This window comes from Methylocaldum marinum (assembly GCF_003584645.1).
In the GTDB taxonomy this organism is placed as follows: Bacteria; Pseudomonadota; Gammaproteobacteria; order Methylococcales; family Methylococcaceae; genus Methylocaldum; species Methylocaldum marinum.
This window is the reverse complement of the sequence record NZ_AP017928.1, coordinates 1,392,390-1,416,809: the sequence shown is the minus strand read 5'-3', so window position 1 is coordinate 1,416,809 and position 24,420 is coordinate 1,392,390. Positions and strand designations below refer to the sequence as shown.

Genomic DNA, 24,420 nt, shown 5'->3' with positions numbered 1-24,420 from the left:
CGTTCGTTGTGACGATGCCGGAATGGCGCCCTAGTTGTTCCATGGCCGCGCTGCAAAAGCGAGCGGTCATGCTCGCAAGCATTCGGCGTTTCTTTGCAGCCAGACACGTTCTGGAGGTCGAGACGCCACTGCTGTGCCGAGCCGGCGTTACCGACCCTAATCTCCATCCTTTCAAGACCGTTCTCCGTAAGCCCGGTGCGGCCGCGGGCGACCCGCTTTATCTGCAAACCTCTCCGGAGTTCGCGATGAAGCGCTTATTGGCGGCGGGTAGCGGCTCGATCTACCAGATCTGCAAGGCTTTCCGGAACGAAGAGTCCGGCCGGCATCATAATCCCGAGTTTACGCTGCTCGAGTGGTACAGAGTGGGTTTCGATTTGGATCGGCTGATCGATGAAATCGATGCCTTGTTGCGGGAAATCTGCCGAGACGATCTGATTCTGGAAGCCTCCGAGCGGCTGAGTTACCGTGAACTATTTCGGGAGCACGTCGGCGCCGATCCACTCTCGGGCTCATTCGAGGAACTCGCCGAATGCTCCGGGACTCGGGGGCTTCCCGAGGCCGAAGCGCTCTGCGGCGAAGATCGTTCGTTCTGGCTCGATTTGCTGTTCAGCCATCTGGTCCAACCCCGTCTCGGACGAGGGAGAATCGCATTCGTGCGAGATTTCCCCGCTTTCCTTCCCTCCTTAGCGCGAAAAAAGTCAGATGATCCTCGCGTGGTCGAACGCGTGGAGATCTTTCTCGAAGGATTGGAATTGGGCAACGGGTTTCACGAGTTAACCGACGCCGTCGAGCAGGAAGAGCGTTTCGATCGGGATCTCGCCGTCCGCAAAGCAAACGGTCAGTCCTTGCCGGCGAAAGACGAGCGCATGCTGGCGGCGCTCAAGAACGGTCTGCCGGACTGTTCCGGTATCGCTTTGGGTTTGGATCGTTTGTTGATGATTATGATGCAAGCGGAATCCATCGCCGATGTGCTGACATTTCCGACAGCACGGGCATAGGGTTCTTGCTGTGCGCAGTCGCAAAATGAACCTGGCATTCCCGGCTCTTACCGTCAGTTCGGAGCGAACCGCCGGTTCTGAAAATTCTACAGGGAAGATGAACGGGACAACGCTTGTTCTTTCTCGTATGCGCTCTGGCAGGCAATACAGCGCTCCGTGGTGGGATTGGCTTCCAGCCGCGCCAACGCAATAGGCTGCTCGCAATCGACGCAAATACCGAACTCGCGGCTGCCGATTCGGATGAGCGCGGCTTCTATCTCGCGGATTTCGTGCACGTGCCGATCTATAGTCTGAAGTTCCATGTCGATGACCAGGTTGGCTACCGAAGCTTCTTCGGAGTCGTGGACTTCGCCGGCGACGTCGGTAAAGTGATGGTGGTCGGAGCGAATGACTTCTTCTCGAACCCCTCGGGTCAGTTCCGCCAGACGCGCTTGAAGCCTCCGGCGGAATTTTTCGAGCTGTTCATCAGAGAGATGCTGCGGCATGAGCTTATCCTTTCGTAAGCGGAACGAGGCGGCTTCGTCACGGCGTTCAGGGATTGTCCGGGTCGCAAGAGCCGGCTCTGATCCAGATACCGTAGTCGCAGCGCAGAAGCGTATCGCCGCTACAGATGTAAGTGTCGTGGGCGTATCGTTTGTTGTTGAAGTAACACACGGGTTCTTCGGGCACTTGCTGCTTGAGTACCAAATAGTCATCGTCGAATTCTTCCAGAATCGGCGACGTCTTCAGCTCCGGGTCCGGGGCACCCACTTGGGGTCTGGCGATGCGTTCGGCCACAGCGGCTCCTATATGTCACGTCTTCGATTTGGATAGCACGCGATTATGGGCCGAAAGGTCGGATCAAGAAATACGTGCTATTCCCAGCGTTCGACCATTTTGACGCGTGGTGTAATGCCGCAGAGCAGGGCATAGGGAATGGTCGAGGCGTGCCGAGCGATTTCTTCGATGGGCAGACCCTTGCCCCATAAGGTGACTTCGTCTCCGACTCGGACATCGGGACAATCCGTGAGATCGAGGCTGATCATGTCCATGGAGACTCGTCCGACCAAACACACCCGCTGTCCCCTGACCAGCACCGGCGTACCCGACCGGGCATGGCGCGGATAGCCGTCACCATAGCCGACCGATGCGATTCCGAGACGCGTCGGGCGCGGGCAAATCCAGTCTCCCCCGTAACCTACGGCGTCGCCGGCCTTCAGGTTTTTTATCGAGATGAGCCGGCTGCGGAAGGTCATTACCGGCTGAAGCCCTTCATCCAAACCGGTACGGTCTGAAAAAGGCGACACGCCGTAAAGCGCAATTCCCGGGCGGATCCATTCCACGCGCGCGGCATCCCAGGCCAGGAATCCAGCCGAGTTAGCGATACTGCATTCGGTTCGAATATTGTGAAGCGCGCTTTTGAAACAATCCAGCTGTTTTGCGGTAATCAGATCCTGCAATGCGTCTGCATTGGCCAAGTGGGTCATCATGGGAATGGGCTGGCGCACTGCGGGACACCTTTGCAGCCTCGCATAACAGGAGGTGAACTCCTCCGGCAAGACGCCCAGCCTATGCATACCGGTATCCAGTTTCAGCCAGACCGACAGGAATTCGGCCGAAGATAGGCCCTCTACAATTTCGACGTGGAATGGGGAGTGAATGACGGGTTCCAATCCGAAGCGAATATGAAGCTCCAGTTCTTCTCGATCGATGAAGCCTTGCAACACCGCAATCCGTTGTCTTATGCCGGCCTCCCGGAGGGTAATCCCCTCGCCGAGGCGCGCCACGGCGAAGGCGTCGACTCCGCTCAATGCCTTGGCGATGCGAATCAGCCCGTGCCCGTAAGCGTTGGCTTTGATGACTGCCATGATTTTCGCATTCGGCGCAACGGCGCGGATGCGCGCCAGATTGTGCGGAACTGCCGCGAGATCCAGCTCGGCATAAGCGGATAGCAGCATGCTCAGAAATCCTCACCCGCATATGGATCCGAGATGAAATTCTCGAAGCGCGTGTATTGCCCGAGGAACGTCAGTCGCACGGTGCCGATGGGGCCGTTACGCTGTTTCGCGATGATGATCTCGGCGGTGCCTTTATCGGCTGAATCAGGATGATAGACCTCATCGCGGTAGATGAATACGATCAGGTCGGCATCCTGCTCGATCGAGCCGGATTCGCGGAGATCGGACGGCACCGGCCGTTTATTGGGGCGCTGTTCCAGGTTGCGGTTGAGCTGCGAAAGGGCGATTACCGGAACGTTCAGCTCCTTGGCCAATGCCTTGAGGGAGCGGGAAATTTCCGAGATCTCCGCCACCCGGTTTTCGCCCCCGGAGCACTGCATCAGCTGAAGGTAGTCGAGCACCACCAGTCCCAGCTGCCCGTGTTCGCGTGCCAGGCGGCGGCAGCGGGCGCGCACCTCGGTAGGTGTCAGGGCAGGGGTGTCGTCTATGAACAGCTTGGTTTCCGCCAGAATGTTGATCGCAGAGGTCATGCGCGGCCATTCGTCGTCCTCCAGTTTGCCGGTGCGCACCCTATGCTGATCGATGCGGCCCAGCGACGACATCATGCGCATGGCCAGTTGCTCGCCCGGCATCTCCATGCTGAACACCGCCACCGGAATCTGCTCCTTGATCGCTACGTTTTCGGCGATGTTCATGGCGAAGGTGGTTTTTCCCATGGACGGCCGGCCGGCGATGATGATGAGATCGGAGGCTTGCAGGCCCGAGGTCATATCGTCGAAATCGGTGAAACCGGTACTCGCCCCGGTAATATGTCCTTCCTTGTGGAAGAGCATCTCGATCCGGTCGATGGCGGCAGACAGGAGCGACTTGATCGGCTTGAAGCCAATTCCGCCGCGTCGCCGCTGATCGGCGATCTGAAAAACCTTTTGCTCGGCTGTTTCGAGCAACATGGCCAGATCGCGATTTTCCGGCTGAAAGGCTGAATCTGCGATTTCGGTACCGGCGTGGATCAATTGCCGCAAGACCGATTTTTCGCGGACGATATCGGAATAGGACGAGATGTTGGCCGCGCTGGGCGTCTCCTTGGCCATCATCGCGAGGTACGCGAGACCGCCCGCTTCTTCCAGCGATCCGGTCTTTTCCAGGACCTCCGACAAAGTCACCACGTCGAACGGGCTCTGTTTTTCCGCGAGCTGCTTGATGGCGCGGAATATAAGCTTGTGGTCCTTACGGTAAAAATCCTCTTCTCCGACGCGGTCGGCCACGACATCCCAGGTTTGATTGTCGAGCATGAGACCACCGAGTACGGATTGCTCGGCGTGAATGGAGTAAGGCGGAACGCGAAGCGCGTCCACTGCTCTGTCCGTTAAACGGGCGTGATCAGACATGTTCAGGTATTGCGTATGGCTTGAATGATCCGGGTAGTCGAATAATCGCCCAGAAAATCTAGAATCCTGACTTCTCCTCCGTTGGCCAGAACGTGATCGTGGCCGGCGATGTCGCTGATGTTCTTGTAGTCTCCGCCTTTCACGAGAATATCGGGCAGCAGGCGTCCGATGAGGTCGCGCGGCGTATCGTCCTCGAACGGCACGACCCAGTCTACGCATTCGAGAGCCGCCAGCATGGTCATGCGGTGTTCGAGCGGGTTGACCGGGCGGTCGCTGCCCTTGAGGCGTCTTACCGAGGCATCGCTGTTGACCAGCACGATAAGCCGGTCTCCCAGAGCTCGGGCTTGCTGGAGATACTGGATATGGCCGGGATGCAGGATGTCGAAGCAGCCGTTGGTGACGACGATCTTCTCCCCTTTGCGCCGCGCCGCGCAGAGCAAAGGCAGGAGTTCGTCGAGCCCGATCGCGCCGCGGTGATGGGCGCGCTGACCGTGCAGGGCATCATCCAATTCTTCGAGAGTCACGCTTGCCGTCCCTAGCTTGCCCACGACGAATCCGGCGGCGAGATTGGCGAGACCCGTGGCATCCTCCAGCGATGCGCCCGCCGCCAGAGCTGCGGCGAGCGTCGATATGACGGTGTCGCCGGCTCCGGTTACATCGTAGACCTCTTTGGCATGGGCTGGCAAATGTCTGGGCGACTCCCCGCGTTGCAGCAAAGTCATTCCGTGTTCGCCGCGGGTGATCAGGAGCGCCTTCAATTCCAGCCTTTCCAGCAGGGCAAATCCATTTTCCACGAGTTCCTCATCGTTCCGGGCAGATCCGGCTACGGCCTCGAATTCGCTGCGATTGGGAGTTAGGACGGTGGCTCCGCGATACCGGTCGAAATCGGTGCCCTTCGGGTCCACCAAAACCGTCTTGCCCGCCTCTCGGGCGAGCCCGATCATGTCCTGAACCGAACTGAGCGTCCCCTTGCCGTAGTCCGAGAGCACCACCACATCGGCCTCGTGCAATTTTTCGGCGAAATTTGCGAGAAGATGGGGCGATGCGACCTCATGGAAGTGGTCCTCGAAGTCCAGGCGAATGAGCTGCTGATGCCGGCTCAGAACTCTGAGCTTGGTTATGGTCTGCAGCCCCGAAATCTGCTCCACGACGCAATCGATACCGGCAGTTTGGAGGAGTAGGATAAGGTTTTGTCCGGCTTCATCGCACCCGCAATAACCGATGAGGCTGGTCTGAGCCCCGAAAGTCGCAATGTTATGAGCGACGTTGCCGGCGCCGCCCAGTCTTTCCTCGACGCTGTTCACCAATACTACAGGGACGGGAGCCTCGGGCGAAATGCGGGAAGTGCCGCCGTGCCAGTAACGATCGAGCATCAAATCGCCAGCGACCAGGACACGGGCCAGGCCGAAATTAGGAAGCTGCATGAAATCAAGGAAGCGGAAAAACGGGGCGATAGGATACCACTACCGGCGCGATCTGATCTCCGGAAAAATCGTGTGTGCGTTCAGCCGGTTTGAGCGGGGGCGAGCGAGGATTCGATGTCCTGCCCCAACCGGACCAGTGTCTCGTCGCCTGCCCATTGGCCGGCTATTTGTATCCCAATGGGCAAGCCGCCCAGGAACCCGGTTGGTATACTTAGTAGCGGAACCCCGGCTTGAGTCCAGGGCATTTGCATCACCGAATCGCCGGTGCTGTTCAGTCCATGGGGAGCCGGGCCGGTCGCGGAAGGGGAAATCCAGGCGTCGATATCATGTTGCCGCATCAATCCGGCGAGGCGTTCGCGCTGGCGCTCACGGATTGCCCGTGCGACTTCCAGGTCCGCTGCCGAGACTTTGAATCCTCGCTCTACGAGCTCAACGGTTTCCGGACGGTACAGCGGCTTGTACTTTCGGTACCAGTCTTCGTGTACCCGTGCGGCTTCGGCAGCGACGAGCAGATGATGGTAACGATAGACTTCTTCGAAGTCCGGAAACACGGGCACATCCAGCAGGACATAACCCTTCGCTTGAAGAGCCGAGCAAGTCTTTTGAAACGGAAGTCGAGCGTCGGGAATGACACGGTCGAGGTAAGCTCCGCCGGGGATTCCCAAATTCGGGCGTCTATGGATTCGCGCGGTTTTCCAATCCGGAACCAGCGTCTGTGCGGCCAGTTCGATGCCATCGACGTCGGCGGCGAACCAGCCAATGTGATCGGCACTCGGAGCCAAGGGGATGACACCGTCCGTCGGCAATCTTCCGTAGCTGGGCTTGAATCCGCAAACGCCGCAATAAGCCGCTGGACGATTAATCGATCCGACGGTCTGCGTGCCGAGCGAAAAAACACTGAGACCAGCTGCAACCGCTGCTGCGGAACCGCTGCTCGATCCGCCGGGCGTGTGTTCCGGGTTATGCGGATTGCGGGTCGGACCTGGCGCGATATAGGCGAATTCCGCCGTGACGGTCTTGCCGACAATGAGCGCGCCCGCGGCTTTCAGGTGTTTTACGGTACCGGCTTCCGGGCCGCCGAGTTTCTCCGGCGGCAAAAGACTGCCCGCACGCGTTTCGAATCCGTCGATGTGAAAAATATCCTTGATGCCTATCGGTACGCCGAATAGCGGCGGTCGATGTGCGGGGTCCGGATGTCGCCGCTCCAGATCCTCGGCCTCCCGATAGAGGCGCGTCCAGCGGTCCTGTTCGGGTAGGAAAGCCCGGACCCCCGGCTCGATCTCGGCAAAACGGTTTTCGAGATCACGGAGATAATCCGGCAGAGGCCATTCACCGCTTCGAAATTTGTTTATCAAGGTGGTCGAATTCATGGCGTGGATTGATTTAGCCGGCAAGCATCGTCCAGCCATAGGCCAGTGCGAGCCCGAGGTAGACAATAAAACTCAATCCAAGGAGCCAGGAGCCGGCAGAGGACGGTTTGGCCCAAATCGGCAATTGCGGAGAAAGGCGCCGGTAATTGAGAAGGTACAGAGCAACCGGAAACATGACAGTGCCCCCGAAGCCGATGACGGCGCTGGTGAGGATTAGAGTGCCCGGCGTGTCGAGCAGCATGGTCAAGGATGTGATCAGGGTCAGCAGCGCCAGAAAAATATAATACCAAGTGCGTAGAGCAATCCTCCGGCTTTTCGGAAAAAGCACATGAACGATGTCGGCCTGCATGCGACTGACGGCATCAGCCGTGGCCAGCCATGTATCCGCCAGAAATGCCGAGGCCACCACCAGAAACAACAGTCGTCCGAGTTCGCCCCAGCCCACTTCGAAAAATCTGCTCTGCACCACGGCAAGTTCATAATCCTGGGGGAGCAAGCCCTTGGGAAACAAGAGCGCATAGGCCAGAAGACAGGTCATGAGTGTCGTCAGCAAATTGCCGACGATCCCAATGAGTACATCGGTGCGGAGGAACTGCCGCCATTTCTTCCAGTGGTGCTTGTTCTCCGCCAAATCGATCGGAAGAAAGCCGTCGCTGGTGACGACTTCGGGTTTGCCGGCAATGGCGCCGGTGATCTTGCCCATATGCACCGCCATCCCCACGCCCTTGTCGCGCAACCAATACGAATAGAACAAGATCCAAAAGCCTCCCAGGCCCGCAAATGCGATGGCGGTGAGCAGCTTGGTGGCATCTTGGGTCTCCCAAGGACGGGGCAGGGGAGCCGTGGGACCCAACAGCCCCTGGAGAAAGCCGGGCGCGGCGGTGACGACCTCGGTCTGGAGACAAGCCCAGAGCAGGCCGGCTACGGTCGTGAGGGCCACGATTTTCATGAAGCGTTCAACCAGGACGTATACGACCTTGCTGAATACGATGGCCGTGACGAATACGGCGATCGAGCAATAGCCCCAGAAAAGCGATTGGTTTCGGGCATCCCAGCCGTCCGGAAAATGAGTCAGGGCGGCCAGTGCCGTACCGCCCGCCGAAGCGAAGGCACCGAACCAGAGGAAAGAGACCGACATCAAGATCCAAAGAAGAATGCCGAATAAGCGGTTGAGCCGAATAAACCCATGGAAAATGCTTTCACCGGTCAAAAGGGTATATCGGCCGATTTCGACATTGATCGGGTATTGGAGCAGGCAGGCCGGAATCAGGAGGAAAAGAAAGCTCAGTCCGTATTTGGCAATCAAATAAGGCCACCAGATCAGCTCGCCGCTGCCTTGTGCCAGCGCCATCCACACGATTCCGGGTCCCAGTGCCGCCCACCAGCCGGGAAACGCGGGCAGAGGTTTTCGGGCCAAGTCGGAAAACGCGGAGTCGCGCGTTATCGGGCGGTTCATCGGATTATTATTGTATGGGGTTGGGATAGCGAGTCTAAAACGCGGATTAGCTTAGCGTTTTTGCAGCCACGCGCAATATCTCGAGCAGATCGAAAACCCGGGCCACATAGTGATCCCGGACTCGATAATTCGGATGCGTTCCGCCGCGCCGTTCGTCGCCTACCACGTCGATGAATTGATCGAGGCGGAAGCGGGAAAGAGACCGTAGTACCACGCTCCGATCGTGGATCCGAGCCAGAAATTCGCGACAGCCATGTGCTGAGCGATGGCTGTTGCGCTGGCCATGCCGGTCGAAAACACCCCGGGCAGAGCCTTTTGAAAAGCCGTATAGCTGGTAGCTAGAGAAATCAGGCTACCGGCCAGTTCGGTCACGGCTATGCGAGTTTTCGCGTACTCGGCCAGATTGCATTCCGGTTTCTCACGGAATTCGGGGCAATCCGCTTTGCTCCGGATTTGTACGAGGAATTGCTCGCACAAGGAGAAGTATTTTTCCACGAATTCGGGAACTTTGGCCTTTCGCGCAACCAAATAGGTTTCAATCCCCTGTGTTACAGCGGATTCGATAGTCCCCAGCGTATCGGTTTCCATAAGCATTAAATCGTCATCCGGGATCGGCTGTGCCGGAAAGTTCGAGGCGCTGCAAGAGATGGAGCATCGGCCGGGCGGATTCCTTAAATTGTCTGGCAGCCCGCTCGGTTCTTACTTCATAATAGATATTTTTTTCGCTTTGGTTAGAGACAACTATCCACTAGGTTCGACTATGAAAAGATTGATGATCGTGTTTTTTGCCGTTTTCTTGCTGGCAGGCTGTTCGAGCAAGGAGAAAACCACCCTTAAAGAGGCGCTGCTCGCAAAATTCAAAGACGATTCCGATCTGAAGGATTATAAGCTCGATCCTGAAACCATCGCCGATTGCGTGGTCAGCGAAATCGGCAACGCACTGCCCGGATTCGCGGGCGATCCGCGCCGAGATCAATACTTCGAGGCCTATACGCGTTTCGTAAACGCCAAGTCGCCGGCTGATGCCGAGAAAGCCGTTGCCGACTATCAGCACCTATTCGGTTCTATCAAAGAAGCCCGGCACGCTGCGTTGAGCGTTACCGACCATGTCATGACTTGCATGGGCAAGGGAGTCGCGATGGCCGGAGATGATAAAGCAGAGGGCAATTAATTGAGCGGAACTCACCAGCTAACGCGATCGACGCTGAACATTCCCGTACGGATGCAAGAGTGACCGATTCTCGTCCGGGAAGATTGCTTTTCAGATCGGGAATCCCATTAAAGGTCAAATTCCGCGCCATTTTTTCGGCTGGGTGACGCTATGGTGAAGGTTCCGAAACATACCCAAGCGGTCTGTGGTGAGCGAGATTGTGACATCGGGATTGCCGCATGCCCTGAGAGGGCGTGCGGCAATCGGGTGTTTTACCGGCGACTGAGACGCGAGTGACGGGCGTTGTTCTCCACCTGTCCGAGCGCACCCACTTGTTTAGGATGTTCAAAAGATTTCGCAAAAAATGGCGATGTCATTGCTTGTGCAGTCGGATCAACATTTTCTCTACCGAGATGCAACAGCTAAGCAAATAAACCTACTCCCTTCTCATTCCAATTTAGGCCATTTTACTGTTTTATCCTTTGGCAACTTGTAAATATGGCGCAGGAGCTTTTGCATTTGTTCGGGAGTGAAGGGCGGCGCCTGGGCGAGATGGTGACGAACGCGATCCGCCTTTTCCTGGAGCGTGAAGGTGCAGGGTAGATGATAAAGAGTCTCTTGGCGAACCCAATGGATCAGATACTCGGCGGGGTTGAGAGCGGGCGAGTACGGGGGGTATGCGGAAACTCCACCGTGGTGGCTTTCAAGTCCGGCCAGTGGGCGAGTTCGGCGATCTCCGACAGCAACTCCCTTGCGGCCACTTCCAGGGCGTGCCGATGGGTGCGGGCATTGTCCAGAATCAGGGTGATCCAATGGCACCCTTGCTGTACGTAGCGCAGCACCGTCAGCACCACGACGAAGACGACATCGCCGGTTTTGCCCTGGGAGCGGAATTGAACCCCGGTGAGCCCCCGGTGCAAATCGACGGTCAGAAAACCATTCAGCCGGGTCCGCTGGCGTTCGTCGCTGGGCACCCTGGGCGCGGTATTCCGCTCGGCCCAAGCGTAATGCGTATCCGGAACGGAGCGCAGGGCAAACTCATCCAGCGCCACCCGAGCGCGGTCCGAAGACCTGGCTTCCTCCACCTTTTTTTTCCAGGGCGTCCACGAAGGCCGCCTGTAGCCGCGGTCGAGGCGGCCCATAGTCCCGATGCACCCGCTGGTGGGAAAGCCCGAACTGATCAAACAGTGGGTACAGGCGCCCCAATCCCAGATGAATATTCCACTTGGCGGCGATGAGGGCCTGCGCCCGCCGGGCCGTCCATTGATAGCTGTCCAGGCCATAATCGGCCGGCGTCTTATGCAGCAGGATGTAACGCAAGACTCGCCGTTGCTGGCAGGACAGGGCTTGGGGAACACGTCGCCGCTCCGGGGCCAGCAGCGTCTTAAAGCCCCCATGAAGATACCAATCCAGCCAATGCTCCAGCGTCTTGCGGCGAAGGTGCCGAGTCCGGCACACGTCCGCCAAAGTCTGGCCGTCCCAAACGGCCTTCAAGGCCGTGAGACGACGCCGGGGACGTTGCTCCTTGTGCCGGTAATACTGCTTCTGCCACTCCTCCCGGTCTTGAGGGGCCAACCGTTGGATACGGATTCTTCGGTTCATGACCGCCTCCCTTCCACAAATTGGTCAACTTCTCTCCTCTAAGAATAGCCCTTTTTGGAATGAGAAGGGAGTAAGCTCGCTTTGGAATTGCCTCTGCATTTCCTGAAAGGAGGCATGAGCTTTTTGCTTGGCGACGGCTTTCAAGGGCGAGTTGGACGTGACCGCCTGCCGATAATCCATGAGCGCTGCCGGTAGTTTTTGACCGCCCCGACAAAGCTCTCAACCGCTGCGAGACATGGAGCGAGTGAGCGAGCGAGTCGAGTAGTCCCCGGAAGCCCGAGCGCCGGGTGTGAGACCGAAGGTCGACGCGATAGCGGCGGTCGGAGGTCTCACACAAGGCATCGCGACCGGGCGTCGAGTCATCTGCGAGCGGTGTCCGGACCCCTTGTTGGGTCCGGACCAGACGAGCGGGGACGGCCGGGGCGCCGAAGGCAATAACTCGTCGCCAATTTTTTGCTCCTTTTGGTGACTTGGAGGTCCCAAAAGGTTTCGCAAAAAATGGCGACGCAATCGGCGGTTGGCGTAGACGTTGGTCGACGCACCGATCAGGCCAATATTGTATTCCGTCAGTCTAGCCAGCATTTCGGACAATGCAACGACGTTCTCGCCGCCATAGGCAAGTGACAGGTTGGTCAGTTCACGCGCCACTGGCGCTGGTGCCCCTGGATTCTTCAGCGCAATGATCTTATCTTCACTCATGGCGTATTCGCTCCTCTTGTAGGAAGGGATGACTTCGAAGACCATCCAGAATACGCCGCCTACCTCAATCCCTCATCCACAACTTTCGAGCATAACTCAATACCATCGTCAATGGACTGCAGCTGGTTGAGCTCAGCTCGTCCATCGGTATGCCGCACTCGCCCTGGAAGATGTTCCGGGTCAACGGTTGATTGCAGAGCACGATTTCAGTCATTCGAAGGTCCCTTTTTGAGCGAGAGGTTTGAGGTGTCGCGGTTTGCCAGCAGACACGGAGATGGCCGACCACTTCAAGTCGGAAAAAGCTGACTATTGCGTAAGAAAATGCTTACATACTGGCTGAATCTGTCAGATTAGCGTGGCATAAGTACTCTGGATGTAGGCCGCCGGACCGATCTGAACTTCCCGACGCTTCGACGGGTACACGAATCCGAACGGGGAGAAGCGTGGAGACGTTTCCGGTTCCGCTACACGGACTCGGTCCCGTGCCGGTACGCGCCGCAAGCGAACCAGCCCTCCCCCGGCGAATTGAGATGCCTGCCGGCTCCTCTATACTTGGCCTTTCCGACGATATTGGGCGGAATTGTGCTAGCCGGATAGAAGAGCGGCGGGCGGAGGTTTGAACCCGATCAACCTACTGTTAGTGATGGTCGCCTTGGGTATGATGGCTTTTTCGGTTAACGGAAGAGAGTCCGTCCCGAGCGACTGCCGGGTTTGAAAGAAACTTCATTCGACGGCGGCATACGCGAGTTCGCCTATAAAGTTCGATAGCTACCGGGGGCAACCTTCCAGTTTAAAGATGCTATAGCCCTGCTTCTCGATATCTTTCTGCATTTCGTGTGGAGCATCCGGCTCGCTATGGCAATAGGCGCAATTTTCGGCATTTACCACGGCATCTTCCTCGCCGATTGACCGGAGCCAGTCGCGGGCATATTGCAGAGCTTTGGCAGGGTCATTTTCCGGAAGAACCACATCGAAGTGCATGATTTTGCCGCTCGCGCTTCGTGCATAGGTATCAAATACGTGAATTTGGCTCATCTTTCTGTTTCGTCGGTAATGGCGTTGTACAAACAAGCCCGGATGGTCTGGGGCGCGTTTAACGACAGCATGACACCGGCATCCATACGGCAAGGCAGTGTCCTGTTCACGCAATCCGAGCCCGGCGGGGGCTGCGCAGGCGCAGCGCACGGAAAGATCCCCTCTCTGGATGGGCTGAATCCGAGTTTCCGAGTTGAAAGTGGGGACGAATGTCGGATATTAAGGTTCGGACAAGTCGAGTGTATGTGAATCGTGCATACACATAGGCGATGATTGATCCGGTTATCGACGATATTGTTCATACGAACTGTGGTATCGATAGGTACAGATCTTCGAAAAAGTTGGAGCACGGCCGTTTTCCGCAAAAACTTCGAGGCAACAGGCCGTACTCCACTACAGAGGATCAGTCGGTTCTGGGATGCTCATAAGTATCGTGTCGATACGAACTCTAGCAAGACTTGAAAGGCTTTGTCAATCTAATATTGATGCGATACTATTGAAGCCATGAATACCGAATCGATTTACGATTACTTGGAGCGCATCGCCAACCTCATCCGGACGGATGTCCGAAAGGCGGGCGTTGCGAAGGGATTGCAACCGGTACAGCTAGAGGCGCTGCATTATTTGAGCCGATGCAATCGGTATAGCAATACGCCCGTTGCGGTGGCCGATTACTTGGGACTGACCAAGGGAACGGTATCCCAAACCCTGGGTGTCTTGGAGTCTAGCGGCTTGATTAAGAAGGAAGCCGATCTCAACGACCGTCGGGTTGTTCATTTAGCCTTGACGGAAGAAGGCTCTCACGTCGTTTCCGATGCTATACCGCCCAATATACTGAAATCCGCTGTCGATGGACTTTCCGACAGCTCCCGCAATGAAATTACCGAGACCTTGAATCGGATTCTGAGAGAATTGCAGGCCGCGAACAAGTTGAAGACGTTCGGCTCCTGTAAGACGTGCCGGTACCATTTGATCGAGGAGGACGGGAGGCGCCGTTGCGGATTGACTATGGAGTGGTTGACGCAATCCGACTCGGAAAAAATCTGCCGGGAACACCAGCCGGCGGTTGAGAGTGAAGTCGAAGAGAATCCATAGAGCATTCGCAAGCACAGCCGATACCGGTTTTTATAAGACATTACTTGCGACTGTCGGACAGGTCCCGGCCCCGCGTGTCCATGCAAGGCCGGAACGATGCTTTGAAACAGCGCCTAGCCGGGGCCGGGCACCTGTTTAGCAAATCTTAATAGCGGTGTCCGCCGCCGAAACCGCCGTTACGGCGTCCGCCACCGAATCCGCTACCTGATCTGTCTTCACGGGGTCTGGCCTCGTTGACGGTCAGGCTTCGTCCACCAACTTCCTTGCCGTGAAGGGCGCTGATTGCGGCTCGGGCCTGTTGATCGCTACCCATTTCTACGAAGCCAAAGCCTTTGGAACGGCCCGTTTCGCGATCCATGATCACGTTCGCGGACTGTACGGTGCCATGCGGGGAGAACAGTTGTTCCAGCTCGCTGTTGTCAATGCTGTAGCTCAGGTTGCCGACATACAATTTCGTATTCATCAAAAATTCCTCAATGGGGACATAAACAAAAATACTTAATAAACACAGATCGAGCCCGTGCCCACGGGTGCGCTGGGTCTACTAATAAACACCTTTTTTGCAAAGGATTCTGTAAGTAAATATTCGTGCAGGACACGAAACGGCCCGCACATGGTTACGATCGGGGACCGGAATTAACGCCTTCGGCCGCGGCCGCCCCGCTCGCGGGGCCGCTCCTGATTGACCCGCAGGCTGTTTCCGCGCAAATTGCGGCCGTTCAGTCCGGCAATGGCCGCGCGTGCCTCATGGCCCTCCATTTCGACGAAGCCGAAGCCGCGGCAACGTCCCGAAAAGATGTCCCGAGCCAACTCGCTCGAGCGTACCCGGCCGTATTCCGCGAAAAGTTCATTGAACTCTCGTTCGGTGGTATCGGCCGGCAGATTTCCGGCATAAATTCTCAGCATGGATTGTCTCCTGTGGGCGCAACCAAGATAGGCGGCGTCATGGTTGGATGATCCGAAGGCGCGGAACTTACGCGCCGTGCCTCGGGGTTGAGTGCCGCACCAGCCGGAGCTTCTGAAAACCAGAAGGGCCGGTCATCTGCGGCGTGTAGCCCTCCAATGGCGGACGGGCGGCAAGTTTGCGGGCGGACGATCGCTCTGTGTTCGTGAACAGTTCGCCTGCTCCCCGACTGGCTTGCCAGGCGGTCGATGGGGTTCGTCGAGCACGATGCGGGTTCAGCGTTTAAAGAAAAGACCAAAGCGGTAGCTGCGAAGATCCCGGTCGGCGCGCCAGCGCGCAACTGAAAAGGGGTCGATGGACCTGGAACGGATCGCAACTGCTTCGCTATGTTGACATCATAGCCTCGGTCGGCGGCCTCACGAAATTGCACGTTGGGGTAGCCGAGCGAATGAAAGGACATGCAAAACTTTTTCCTGGCTCCTGCCTGCCACGACATGCGTGGCACCGGTCGAGCACGAGCATGGGTTGCTGTGACCACAGGGTGGACCGGAGGTCACACCGCGTGCGATTTGCGGGAGGAGGCGGGGACTAGCAGGTGCCGTAGGGCAGTGACTGAAAGGAAAATTCCGTATCCTCGTGGCGAAGACCGGTCTTGCGCCGCGACAAACTAAGTGCAGCCTACTCTATTTCTTTCAAAGTTGCTAGCCCGAACTTAGAAAATGTCCTCGAATCTTAAACTTCCGCTCTTCTTATCGAAGCTTTGGGAGTCGAAAACGGGGGGAAAAGCCGCGTCCATGTCCGCGGCTTGGCCATTCGCGCATGAACAATTGAGTTCTTTTGCAGTCCCCCCGGTCCACCGTCCCGCCTAAAACGGCTTGGGTCGCTTGCCCGGGCCTCCGGGTGCAGTGTTGCCGGGATAAATGACTTTGACGTTGGGCGAAGCCATTTTGCTCTCCGACTTTTGCGCCGCGAGACGGTTCTGCGGGGCGCGGGATGCGATCTGCCGGAGCGTACCCGACGGTAACCAGACCTCCGTGCCGGCGGGTAACGCGGCCTTGTCGGACTGGGCCGGTCCGGTCCACGCGGCGTTAAGGGAAATAAGCCGAGATTTGTCGGTATCGTATTGGCGAGCCAGACTGGAAACGAAGGCATTCTCCGCCAGCACGACACGATCCCAATCGAGAGATTTTTCGTATCGAATGCCTTCATGAAAGAAACGCGAAGGTTGGCGGGCGATCTCCCGGGCAGCCAGGAACTCGGCATAGAAGTTACGTGAAGCGAACCCGAATAGCGGATGGTCGTAATCCGAAACGATCCGCATGAAGTCGTACCCGAAAGCTTGCTTGGCACGCATCATGCCCGAAATGCCATGATTGTAAGACGTTATCGCCAGAGGCCAACTGCCCAGCTTACCGTACGCGTGGCTTAGATAACGCGCGGCACCACGAGCCGAAGCGACGGGATCCAGGCGCTCGTCGATCACCGAATTGACGGTCATGAACCGCTCGGCGGCGGCGCGCGTAAACTGCCACACCCCGACCGCGCCGGCCGACGAACGCGCCTGTGTCTGAAACGAAGATTCCACGTGCGGTAAATAAGCCAGATCTTCAGGAAGACCCGCCTCTCGAAAAATGGCTCTGAAGTGGCGATCATATCGGCCGCTGATTTCCAAACCGCGTTTGAAACGTTCCCGCAGGCCGCGTTGAGCACGGAGCCGCCCACTCGCGCCCTGTAGGGCGGACCTGAAACTGCCGTTTCGGCCGAACTTGGAGAGCAATCGCCTATCGTCCGGAGCCAAATTTGCTCCCGCGGCGACTTTCTGCTCAAGATCGCGTAGCCGGTACTGCCAATAGGCCTTGCGCTCTTGTATCAGTTCTTTTTGGATAGGCGTATAGCTCTCCATGATATTGCCGGGGAGCTGAATTACTTGGTAAATCACGTCCATGAAACGATCGTCGTGCAGGATGACTTGAGACCGGCTCCAGACGCCGTAGACATTGCGCCAGAAAGCGACCTGCGTCTCCATGGGCCCCGGTTTCGGAAAGAGATCCGAGCTGGCGGAAATGGAAGACGTACCGGCATACCCGGGCGCGCTGTCGGAAAACCGGGTCACGGGGATCACCGATGCGTACTTGGCAGCACCGGGCGGTGCGGTATTCCGGTGAAGGCTGCCATGGTAAACCGGATAACTTGTTCGAGTCGTGGCGGGCTTGTAACAGCCGGCCGTCAGGAGAACGGACACAGCCACAAGAAGACCGCAGATCAGTCTGTAAGTCATCGACGAGCCCCCCAAGCCGGCTCAGTTCTTCTAGTGTTTTTCGCCGAGAACTCAAGCTGCTGCGTTCGCGGTTCGAATTACGGCGATTTGGACAGGCTTATTGTAGCTCGGGTATGCGAATTCTTGGGAGTTTTCCAGTTGCCGGAGTTTTTCCGGCTAGCGTCTGCGCCCCCCTCCACGCCGTCCCCGCGGCCGTTCTTCACTGACCCGCAAGTGATTACCCCGTATGTTGCGGCCGTTCAGTCCGGCGATCGCCGCACGTGCTTCGTGCCCCTCCATTTCGACGAAGCCGAAGCCGCGACAGCGTCCCGAGAAAATATCGCGGGCCAGTTCGATCGAGCGTACTCGTCCGTATGCTGCGAAAAGCTCCGTAAACTCGTTCTCCGTCATATCCGCTGGAAGATTGCCCGCATAAATTCTCAACATGGTAGTTCTCCTTTTATGCCCACGGACAGCGCACGTATCGAGCCGAAAGAGGCGACGACATGGAGCGACAAAATCGCGCCGTGCAGCGCGTTGCTTCCGGTTGCTTCTCTCGCAACTGCGTTCCGGGCGGCTTCGAGAAAGGGAAGGAAAGAAAGCGACATCCGTGATTCCGAGCGAAGTCTGAACGAGGAGAGAAAGCTTGGGCGGCGGCCGGGAAGGTCCAATCCCCGGACAGAGACCGGTTCGCCGCTCAAGGGACACGCTCGGTTAAGGATATCGCGATGATATCCCTTTGGCCAAGCCGCTTGTTTGGAACCGTTTCCGCGCTCAATGGATGAGGAGGACCGGCCAGCAGGCTTCCGTATTGCATGCCAGCCAACATCGGCGATCTTCGATGAATCTGGCGAAGGGCTTGTGATCCGCGTAGACGACGCCGTCGGATATGAATAAATGTTCGAATGGTCCGAAAGCGTCCGTGGCAGCTCCGAAAGCGTCCTCGAAATGAATGGAGGCAGGGGTTCTTAAGTCGCATCGGGAAAACAGGTCGTCCTGAATTTCCCAGAAATGGTTCTGATAGTGACCGACGATTTCATTTTCCGGACCTTGACGGAGAAGATGGCCGCTGATTCGGAAATATGGAGCTGGACCCAGGATAACGGCATGTTCAGGAATGACAGATTCAAAGCTTATACGAACCATGATCGCGTCGCTCCCTAAATTTTCTGGAATCGCTTCTTCTTCGGGACATTGAAAAGGCGCGCAGGTTCACCGCTCGTTTCGGGTTTCGCCCGTGGACCAGGGGAGTCCGGCGCGTCGTGAATTTCTATGGATTTTTCGGGAGCAGGGAAAAGGTTCTCTGTCCCAACTTCGGACCTTCTTCGGCCAAAGCGGCGAGATCAGCGGCATAGCCCCGCAACTTTTCGTCCAGAGCAGCCCGCTGTTGGGGCGTCGCGGAGATGATCAGTTTTGCGATCAATTCCGCGTTCGATCGACGCAAGTCCCGGATAAAAGACCGCCGCTGCGGGTCTGGCTGTTCGGCCAATTCCGCAAAATAAGTTCTGACCCACGTCGCGGCGACCCGTTCATCCGGCTTTCGTTCCCGGATGTTCGAAAGCAGAACCAGGAAATCGCGCTGCCGTGCTTCGCGTTCGTCCGCCCAGGTGTAATTGCCGTTGTTGCGTACGGCGATTGCTTGCCGGATAAGACTGTTTTGCTCATCGGTGAGCTTTCCGAGCCAGAATTCGGCACGCTTGGTGAATTGTTTGGCCCGGTCCCCGAGATTGTTGTGCGAACCGGTATTCGAATAGCCGAATTTCTTGCGGAACTTCGCATTGTCGTCGCTCAGCTTGCGTCGTACCCAGGCGACTTGGGCAGGCTTGAGGGTAAGAGCAAGCCTCGCGACTTCGGGCGCGGCCCGTTCGCCCAGCGTTTCCAGGTTGTTCCGAATCCTTTGCTGAAACTTCGCAACCTCGGATGGCGTTATAGACCCGTTCACTTTCGTCCGAATGTCCTCGAGTAAAGCCGAATAGGCGTGCAGTTGCGTGGCGCGATGCCAGGCCAGCAGCGCGGCGATTCGGTCCTTGGCCAAGCTCTTCTGTGGTTTTTCGAGATCCAGATACTGATCAAGGCGGTAGATCAGCAAGGTGTCCGCATGGTTATAGCCGAGCCGAACGCTGGCACAGGACATGAGCGCCAGCACCGCGCCCAATACGATCATGAGGCGCCAGCGTTGAAAAAAAATGTCGAAATATATCCGGTTCATCTGCTCACCATGCTCCGGCGGATGGGCCGCGCCTTCCTGTCGTTAAGGAATCGAATGGAAAAGACGGAAACAATGTCATCGCGGATGTTTTGGGGTATGAAACACGAGTCGCTTAGATTTCGACCACGGTTCCGAGTTCGATGACACGATCCGGGGGGATTCTGAAAAAATCCATCGCGCTCTCGGTATTGCGTGCCAGACGAATGAACAGCCGCTCCCGCCAAAGGGCCATGCCGGGACGGGGGGTTGAAATCAACGCTTCTCGGCTGAAGAAAAACGAGCAGCCTGCCAGCTCGATCTCGAGGCCCTGCTCTTTGCACAATGCCAGGGCGCCCGGCACATTAGGTTCTTGGTTGAAGCCGAAATAAATCTTCACGCGATAAAGTTCGTCGCCGAAGCACCTGATTTTTATCCGCTCGGAGCGAGGTACCCAGGGCACGTCCTTGACGATCACTGTCAGCACGATCACCCGCTCGTGGAGAATTTTGTTGATCGCCAGGTTGTTCAAAAGGGATTGTGGAACACCCCGGCGCCCCGATGTGAGATAAACGGCGGTTCCGCAAATGCGTCGCGGCGGATTCGCACGTAAACGCATGAGTAACGTTTCGAACGATATCGCGCGTTCGTTCAAGCGGCTTGCAAGCAGGCTACGGCCTCGTTGCCATGTGGTCATGACGATGAACAGGACAGCGCCTACGGCAAGCGGGATCCATCCGCCTTGGGTGAATTTCAAGCTATTGGCCGTGAGAAAGGCGGAGTCGATGATCAAAAAACTGCCCACGAGCGCTAGGGAAGCTATCCACCCCCATTGCCAGAGTTTTCTTAACACGAAAAATGCCAGCAGGCTCGTGATGACCATGGTGCCGGTCACTGCGATACCGTAAGCGGCGGCCAGGCGATCGGACGCTTCGAACTGTACGACCAGGGCAAAGATCGCGGCCAACAAAATCCAATTGACCGCGGGCATGTAGATTTGCCCCGGATAAAAGAGCGAGGTGTGATAAATACTGACACGAGGCAGGTATCCGAGTTGGACCGCCTGCAACGTCGTCGAGAAAACGCCGGAAATGACCGCCTGGGAGGCGATAACCGTCGTCACCGTAGCCAGAACCAGCATCGGCAGCGCACCCCACTCCGGCGCCAGAAGATAAAAAGGGTTTTGTGCGGCCGCGGGATCACGCAGCAGCAAAGCGCCTTGCCCGAAGTAATTCAGCGACAGAGCCGGAAAAGCGACACCGAACCAGGCCGTGCGTATCGGTCCGACACCGAAATGCCCGATATCCGCGTACAGGGTCTCGGCTCCGGTTACGGCCAAGACCACCGCGCCCAAAACCACCAGGGAATACCATTCCTCTTCGATCAGGAAACGCGCGCCGTACCATGGATTGGCTGCCGCCAGAACCTCGGGAGCGGCGAGAATGCCGAGAAAGCCGAGCAAACCGATGCAGCAGAACCACAGGAGCATGATCGGGCCGAACAGCCATCCGACACGACTGGTGCCCTTGCGTTGGAGAAGAAACAAAAGGGTGAGGATCGTCAGAGCCGTTGGTACGACGAATTCCCCGAGCTTCGGTGCCACGACCGTCAATCCTTCCACGGCACTGGTGACCGTAACCGCCGGCGTGAGAATGCCGTCGCCGTAAAACAGGGCTGCGCCGATGAGTCCGATAAAAACGATTATTCGCCGCCGGCGCGGCGAGTCGATCGCGGTCCGGGATGCAAGAGAGAGCAGAACCATGATGCCGCCCTCTCCCCGGCTGTCCGCCCGCAGCATGATTGTGGCGTATTTAATGCTGACGATCACGATCAGCGACCAGAGGATAAGCGAAAGTACGCCAAGAATATTGGTTTCGCTGGGTGCGATGGCATGAGGCCCACTGAAGGCAACCCGCATGGTATAGAGCGGACTGGTGCCGATGTCGCCGAACACGACGCCCAAGGTGCCCACCAGGGTAACGGTTCTACCGGGTCTCAGGCTTTGTAATGTCGTATGCGCTTGCATTTTTCCGCGATAAGGCGCGCCAAAGGGAATGATGGTGGCATTTCGCGATGGGTAGGTCCTTGTGTTTCATCAATCGCCGCTTGCGTCGGACCTTGGGCTTTTGGACTCCGCCACGACCCTGTTGCTCCCGGAGAAGGCTCTCCCAACTCCCTGCATTTGCGATACCTTCATCGGTATAGCCGTATGCCATTCCCCTTAACCGATGAAAAATGTCCCATACTTAACGAAGCTCTGATAAAGTCCTTCGACAGCTTCAGGACGCGCGGTAAGGTATTGAATTGGTTCACGGCGAATCGGCGGAAGGCCGTGAACCGAATAAATTTGTTCAGAGCTTCCTTGAGCATCAGTCGAGTCGATCGTGGCTGGGGTGTGGGCCGATCGACAAATTTTCAGTGCAGAAATTCGGGGCAATTTGGCAAGATCGGGGGCGGTCCGGCTGGCATGGCTTCAAATCATCCGGCCCTGGACCCAATCGACGCGGGTCGGTTTGAACGAGGTAGCGGATGAATAACAACAATAAGGCGATACACAGCGAGCAAAGGTTTCGGCGAAGCCGCAACTCCTTGCTTGAGCAGCAACGCGCACTGGCCTCGCTGACGCGCAGCGAAATCTTTTCCGCTGAAGACGCCCTGGAAGCGATCCGCCTGCTGACCCGGACGACTGCGACCGAGTTGGATGTAGAGCGCGTCGGCGTATGGCGGTTCACCGAGGATCGCTCCGCAATCGCATGTCTGGATCTCTACGAGCGTTCCCGGCACAACCACAGCTCCGGGATGATGTTGTGGCAGAAGGATTTTCCGAATTATTTCAACGGACTTGAGACCGAAGAAGCCATCGTCGCCAACGATGCCCGCCATCATCCCTTCACCGCGGAATTTTCAGACGTTTATTTGCGTCCTTTCGCGATCAGCTCGATGCTCGATGTTCCGATCCACGTGTTCGGGCGGGTCGAGGGCGTCCTTTGTTGCGAGCACACCGGCGACGGGCTTTGCTGGTCTGCGGAAGAACGGTTTTTCGCTATCGCTGTGGGCAATCTGGTCGCTCTCGTTATCGAGCAGAATGAGCGGAGACGCACCGAGGCATTGCTGCGCAGCCAAAGAGACATGCTCGAACTGATCGCCAACGGAGCTCCCCTCGAGCATACGCTGACCGCTTTGGCCAGAGCGATCGAGCGGCAGGATGACAAACTTCTCTGTTCGGTGCTTCTTTTGGACACAGATGGAATCCACTTGCGGCACGCCGCGGCCCCGAGCATGCCCGAGGAATACGTCCGGCAAATCGACGGAATCGCCATAGGGCCATCCGTCGGCTGCTGCGGTACTGCGGCATTTCATCGGCAGACGGTGATTGCCAGCGATATTCGGACGGATCCCCGGTGGACGCCTTACCGTGATCTCGCCGAGCGGTTCGAGCTTCGGTCCTGTTGGTCGACACCCATTTTCGACGCCAGGCAAAACGTCATGGGCACCTTCGCCGTTTACTATCGCGAACCGCGGTATCCGTCCGACAAACATGCGAGGCTGGTCGAATCCGCGATTCATACCGCGGCGATTGCCATCGAACGCAGCCGGGTGGAAGACCGGATCCAGCGCCTGGCGTTTTTCGATGCCCTGACGGGTCTTCCGAATCGCGCCTTGTTCATGGACCGGGCAGCGCAAGCTTTGGCACTTTCCGCCCGGGACAAAAAGGAGACCGCGCTCCTGTTTCTCGATCTCGATCGCTTCAAGACGGTGAACGATTCCTTGGGCCATCATGTCGGCGACGGTCTTTTGCGGAGCATTGCCGGCCGCTTGCGCGGCTGTCTGCGTGACACCGACACTGTCTCCCGGCTGGGCGGCGATGAATTCGTCGTGCTCCTCCCGGAAACCGGGAGCGAGACGGCTGCCCAGGCCGCCGAGAGAATCCTGGGCGTGGTGGCCCAGCCTTACGTGATCGAGGATTACCGGTTGAGCATTACCCCGAGCATCGGCATCAGCGTATATCCGCATGACGGCAGCGACGTCGAATCCCTGGTCAAACATGCCGATACGGCGATGTATCACGCAAAGGAGAGGGGACGGAATACCTATCAGTTCTTTACCTCGGACATGAATTCCGCCGTATTGGAGCGGCTCACGATCGAAAGCGGTCTGCGCGAAGCACTCGAAAACGGCGCTTTCTTCCTGGAGTATCAGCCTCAGTACGACATCAAGACACATAAGCTGGTGGGCCTCGAAGCCCTGATCCGATGGCAGCATCCGGAATGGGGCCGAGTACCTCCGAGCCGGTTCATTCCCATTGCGGAGGATAGCGGCCTTATCGTTGCGATAGGGGAATGGGTGATCCGCGAGGCTTGCCGCCAGAATGTCTATCTGCAATCACTCGGTTTCGCGAAAGTTCCGGTGGCGGTCAACATCGCCTCGCCTCAGTTCATTCAACGGTTCGAAGACCTGGTCGAGCGGGTGCTTGAGGAATCGGGCATGGAACCGCAATATCTGGAACTCGAATTGACCGAGGGGATCGTCATGCAAGGTGAGGGGGCGATTCAGAAACGCCTTCACAAACTCAAGGATATGGGCGTAAAGCTGGCGATCGACGATTTCGGGACCGGTTATTCGAGCCTCAGTTACCTGAAGCGATTCCCGATCGACAAATTGAAAATCGATCAATCCTTCGTGCGCGACATCATCGACGATCAGGACGATCTCGCGATCACCCGCGCCGTGATCAGCCTCGGCCACAGTCTTAGGCTGAAGGTGATTGCCGAGGGCGTCGAAACCGAGCAGCAATTGGCCTTTTTGCGGGAAGAAGGCTGTGATCAGGCGCAAGGCTTTTACTTCAGTCCGCCGCTCTCGGTCAAGGCGCTGGGCGACTGGTTCTTCCGGGAGTTGAAAAAAGCCTGACCGCGAGGAGCC

22 protein-coding genes are annotated in these 24,420 nt (G+C 57.3%); 4 read left to right on the top strand and 18 right to left on the bottom strand.

Going from position 1 to position 24,420, the window contains the following annotated elements; translation table 11 throughout:
- Positions 1-14 precede the first annotated feature (14 nt).
- Positions 15-998 carry an EF-P lysine aminoacylase EpmA gene (gene epmA / locus sS8_RS06035; RefSeq protein ID WP_119628856.1) on the top strand — a complete coding sequence of 328 codons (984 nt, stop codon included), beginning with the start codon at positions 15-17 and terminating at the stop codon, positions 996-998.
- Between the two features lie 86 nt (positions 999-1,084).
- Here epmA and sS8_RS06030 read toward each other — a convergent pair whose 3' ends face one another.
- From sS8_RS06030 to sS8_RS05995, 8 genes are all read right to left on the bottom strand, one after another.
- Complete coding sequence (locus sS8_RS06030; RefSeq protein ID WP_119628855.1) at positions 1,085-1,483, bottom strand: TraR/DksA family transcriptional regulator; 399 nt, start codon at positions 1,481-1,483, stop codon at positions 1,085-1,087.
- 46 nt (positions 1,484-1,529) lie between these two features.
- Positions 1,530-1,775, bottom strand: a complete 246-nt coding sequence (locus sS8_RS06025) for a DUF1496 domain-containing protein (RefSeq protein ID WP_119628854.1) — start codon at positions 1,773-1,775, stop codon at positions 1,530-1,532.
- 77 nt (positions 1,776-1,852) lie between these two features.
- A complete protein-coding gene (gene alr, locus sS8_RS06020) occupies positions 1,853-2,935 on the bottom strand; it encodes an alanine racemase (RefSeq protein WP_119628853.1) in 1,083 nt (360 codons plus the stop codon).
- Positions 2,936-2,937: 2 nt separating this feature from the next.
- Complete coding sequence (dnaB, locus tag sS8_RS06015) at positions 2,938-4,323, bottom strand: replicative DNA helicase (protein WP_119628852.1); 1,386 nt, start codon at positions 4,321-4,323, stop codon at positions 2,938-2,940.
- Positions 4,324-4,325: 2 nt separating this feature from the next.
- On the bottom strand, positions 4,326-5,747 hold the full coding sequence (hldE, locus tag sS8_RS06010; RefSeq protein ID WP_119628851.1) for a bifunctional D-glycero-beta-D-manno-heptose-7-phosphate kinase/D-glycero-beta-D-manno-heptose 1-phosphate adenylyltransferase HldE: 1,422 nt from the start codon (positions 5,745-5,747) through the stop codon (positions 4,326-4,328).
- A gap of 80 nt (positions 5,748-5,827) precedes the next feature.
- Positions 5,828-7,117 carry an amidase gene (locus tag sS8_RS06005; protein WP_170160972.1) on the bottom strand — a complete coding sequence of 430 codons (1,290 nt, stop codon included), beginning with the start codon at positions 7,115-7,117 and terminating at the stop codon, positions 5,828-5,830.
- A 13-nt stretch (positions 7,118-7,130) separates the two neighbouring features.
- Complete coding sequence (locus tag sS8_RS06000) at positions 7,131-8,573, bottom strand: Nramp family divalent metal transporter (protein WP_170160971.1); 1,443 nt, start codon at positions 8,571-8,573, stop codon at positions 7,131-7,133.
- A 159-nt stretch (positions 8,574-8,732) separates the two neighbouring features.
- The gene (locus sS8_RS05995; RefSeq protein WP_170160970.1) at positions 8,733-9,167 is read right to left on the bottom strand and encodes a DUF6635 family protein; all 435 of its coding nucleotides are present in this window, start codon (positions 9,165-9,167) and stop codon (positions 8,733-8,735) included.
- A 52-nt stretch (positions 9,168-9,219) separates the two neighbouring features.
- Between sS8_RS05995 and sS8_RS05990 the strand changes: the two genes are divergently transcribed.
- Positions 9,220-9,744: a hypothetical protein gene (locus sS8_RS05990; RefSeq protein ID WP_232020536.1), complete on the top strand. Its 525-nt coding sequence runs from the start codon at positions 9,220-9,222 to the stop codon at positions 9,742-9,744.
- A gap of 614 nt (positions 9,745-10,358) precedes the next feature.
- Here sS8_RS05990 and sS8_RS05985 read toward each other — a convergent pair.
- The 4 genes from sS8_RS05985 to sS8_RS29035 form a co-directional block, all read right to left on the bottom strand.
- Positions 10,359-10,775 carry a transposase gene (locus tag sS8_RS05985; RefSeq protein ID WP_119628847.1) on the bottom strand — a complete coding sequence of 139 codons (417 nt, stop codon included), beginning with the start codon at positions 10,773-10,775 and terminating at the stop codon, positions 10,359-10,361.
- Positions 10,762-11,325 (bottom strand): helix-turn-helix domain-containing protein, encoded by a 564-nt coding sequence (locus tag sS8_RS05980; protein ID WP_119628846.1) that lies wholly within the window; start codon positions 11,323-11,325, stop codon positions 10,762-10,764. The genes sS8_RS05985 and sS8_RS05980 overlap by 14 nt, the downstream gene beginning before the upstream one ends.
- Before the next feature lie 219 nt (positions 11,326-11,544).
- Entirely contained in the window at positions 11,545-12,069 is a 525-nt protein-coding gene (locus sS8_RS05975; protein ID WP_119628845.1) for a hypothetical protein, read from the bottom strand.
- Between the two features lie 723 nt (positions 12,070-12,792).
- A complete protein-coding gene (locus sS8_RS29035) occupies positions 12,793-13,209 on the bottom strand; it encodes a DUF2024 family protein (RefSeq protein ID WP_232020535.1) in 417 nt (138 codons plus the stop codon).
- A 354-nt stretch (positions 13,210-13,563) separates the two neighbouring features.
- Here sS8_RS29035 and sS8_RS05960 point away from each other — a divergent pair, with 354 nt between their 5' ends.
- Positions 13,564-14,154, top strand: coding sequence for a MarR family winged helix-turn-helix transcriptional regulator (locus sS8_RS05960; protein ID WP_119628842.1), 591 nt, complete (start codon positions 13,564-13,566; stop codon positions 14,152-14,154).
- Positions 14,155-14,299: 145 nt separating this feature from the next.
- Here the strand turns inward: sS8_RS05960 and sS8_RS05955 are convergent, their stop codons facing one another.
- From sS8_RS05955 to sS8_RS05925, 6 genes are all read right to left on the bottom strand, one after another.
- Entirely contained in the window at positions 14,300-14,617 is a 318-nt protein-coding gene (locus sS8_RS05955) for an RNA recognition motif domain-containing protein (RefSeq protein WP_119628841.1), read from the bottom strand.
- Between the two features lie 173 nt (positions 14,618-14,790).
- On the bottom strand, positions 14,791-15,060 hold the full coding sequence (locus tag sS8_RS05950; protein ID WP_119628840.1) for an RNA recognition motif domain-containing protein: 270 nt from the start codon (positions 15,058-15,060) through the stop codon (positions 14,791-14,793).
- An 863-nt stretch (positions 15,061-15,923) separates the two neighbouring features.
- Entirely contained in the window at positions 15,924-17,336 is a 1,413-nt protein-coding gene (locus sS8_RS05945; protein ID WP_232020534.1) for a lytic transglycosylase domain-containing protein, read from the bottom strand.
- A 156-nt stretch (positions 17,337-17,492) separates the two neighbouring features.
- Complete coding sequence (locus tag sS8_RS05940; RefSeq protein ID WP_119628838.1) at positions 17,493-17,762, bottom strand: RNA recognition motif domain-containing protein; 270 nt, start codon at positions 17,760-17,762, stop codon at positions 17,493-17,495.
- Between the two features lie 823 nt (positions 17,763-18,585).
- On the bottom strand, positions 18,586-19,524 hold the full coding sequence (locus sS8_RS05930) for a DUF6279 family lipoprotein (RefSeq protein WP_119628836.1): 939 nt from the start codon (positions 19,522-19,524) through the stop codon (positions 18,586-18,588).
- Positions 19,525-19,636: 112 nt separating this feature from the next.
- Positions 19,637-21,526: a potassium transporter Kup gene (locus sS8_RS05925; protein WP_119628835.1), complete on the bottom strand. Its 1,890-nt coding sequence runs from the start codon at positions 21,524-21,526 to the stop codon at positions 19,637-19,639.
- Positions 21,527-22,029: 503 nt separating this feature from the next.
- On the opposite strand from sS8_RS05925, the gene sS8_RS05920 reads away from it, so the two are divergent.
- Positions 22,030-24,408, top strand: coding sequence for a sensor domain-containing phosphodiesterase (locus sS8_RS05920; protein WP_119628834.1), 2,379 nt, complete (start codon positions 22,030-22,032; stop codon positions 24,406-24,408).
- Positions 24,409-24,420: the final 12 nt, after the last annotated feature.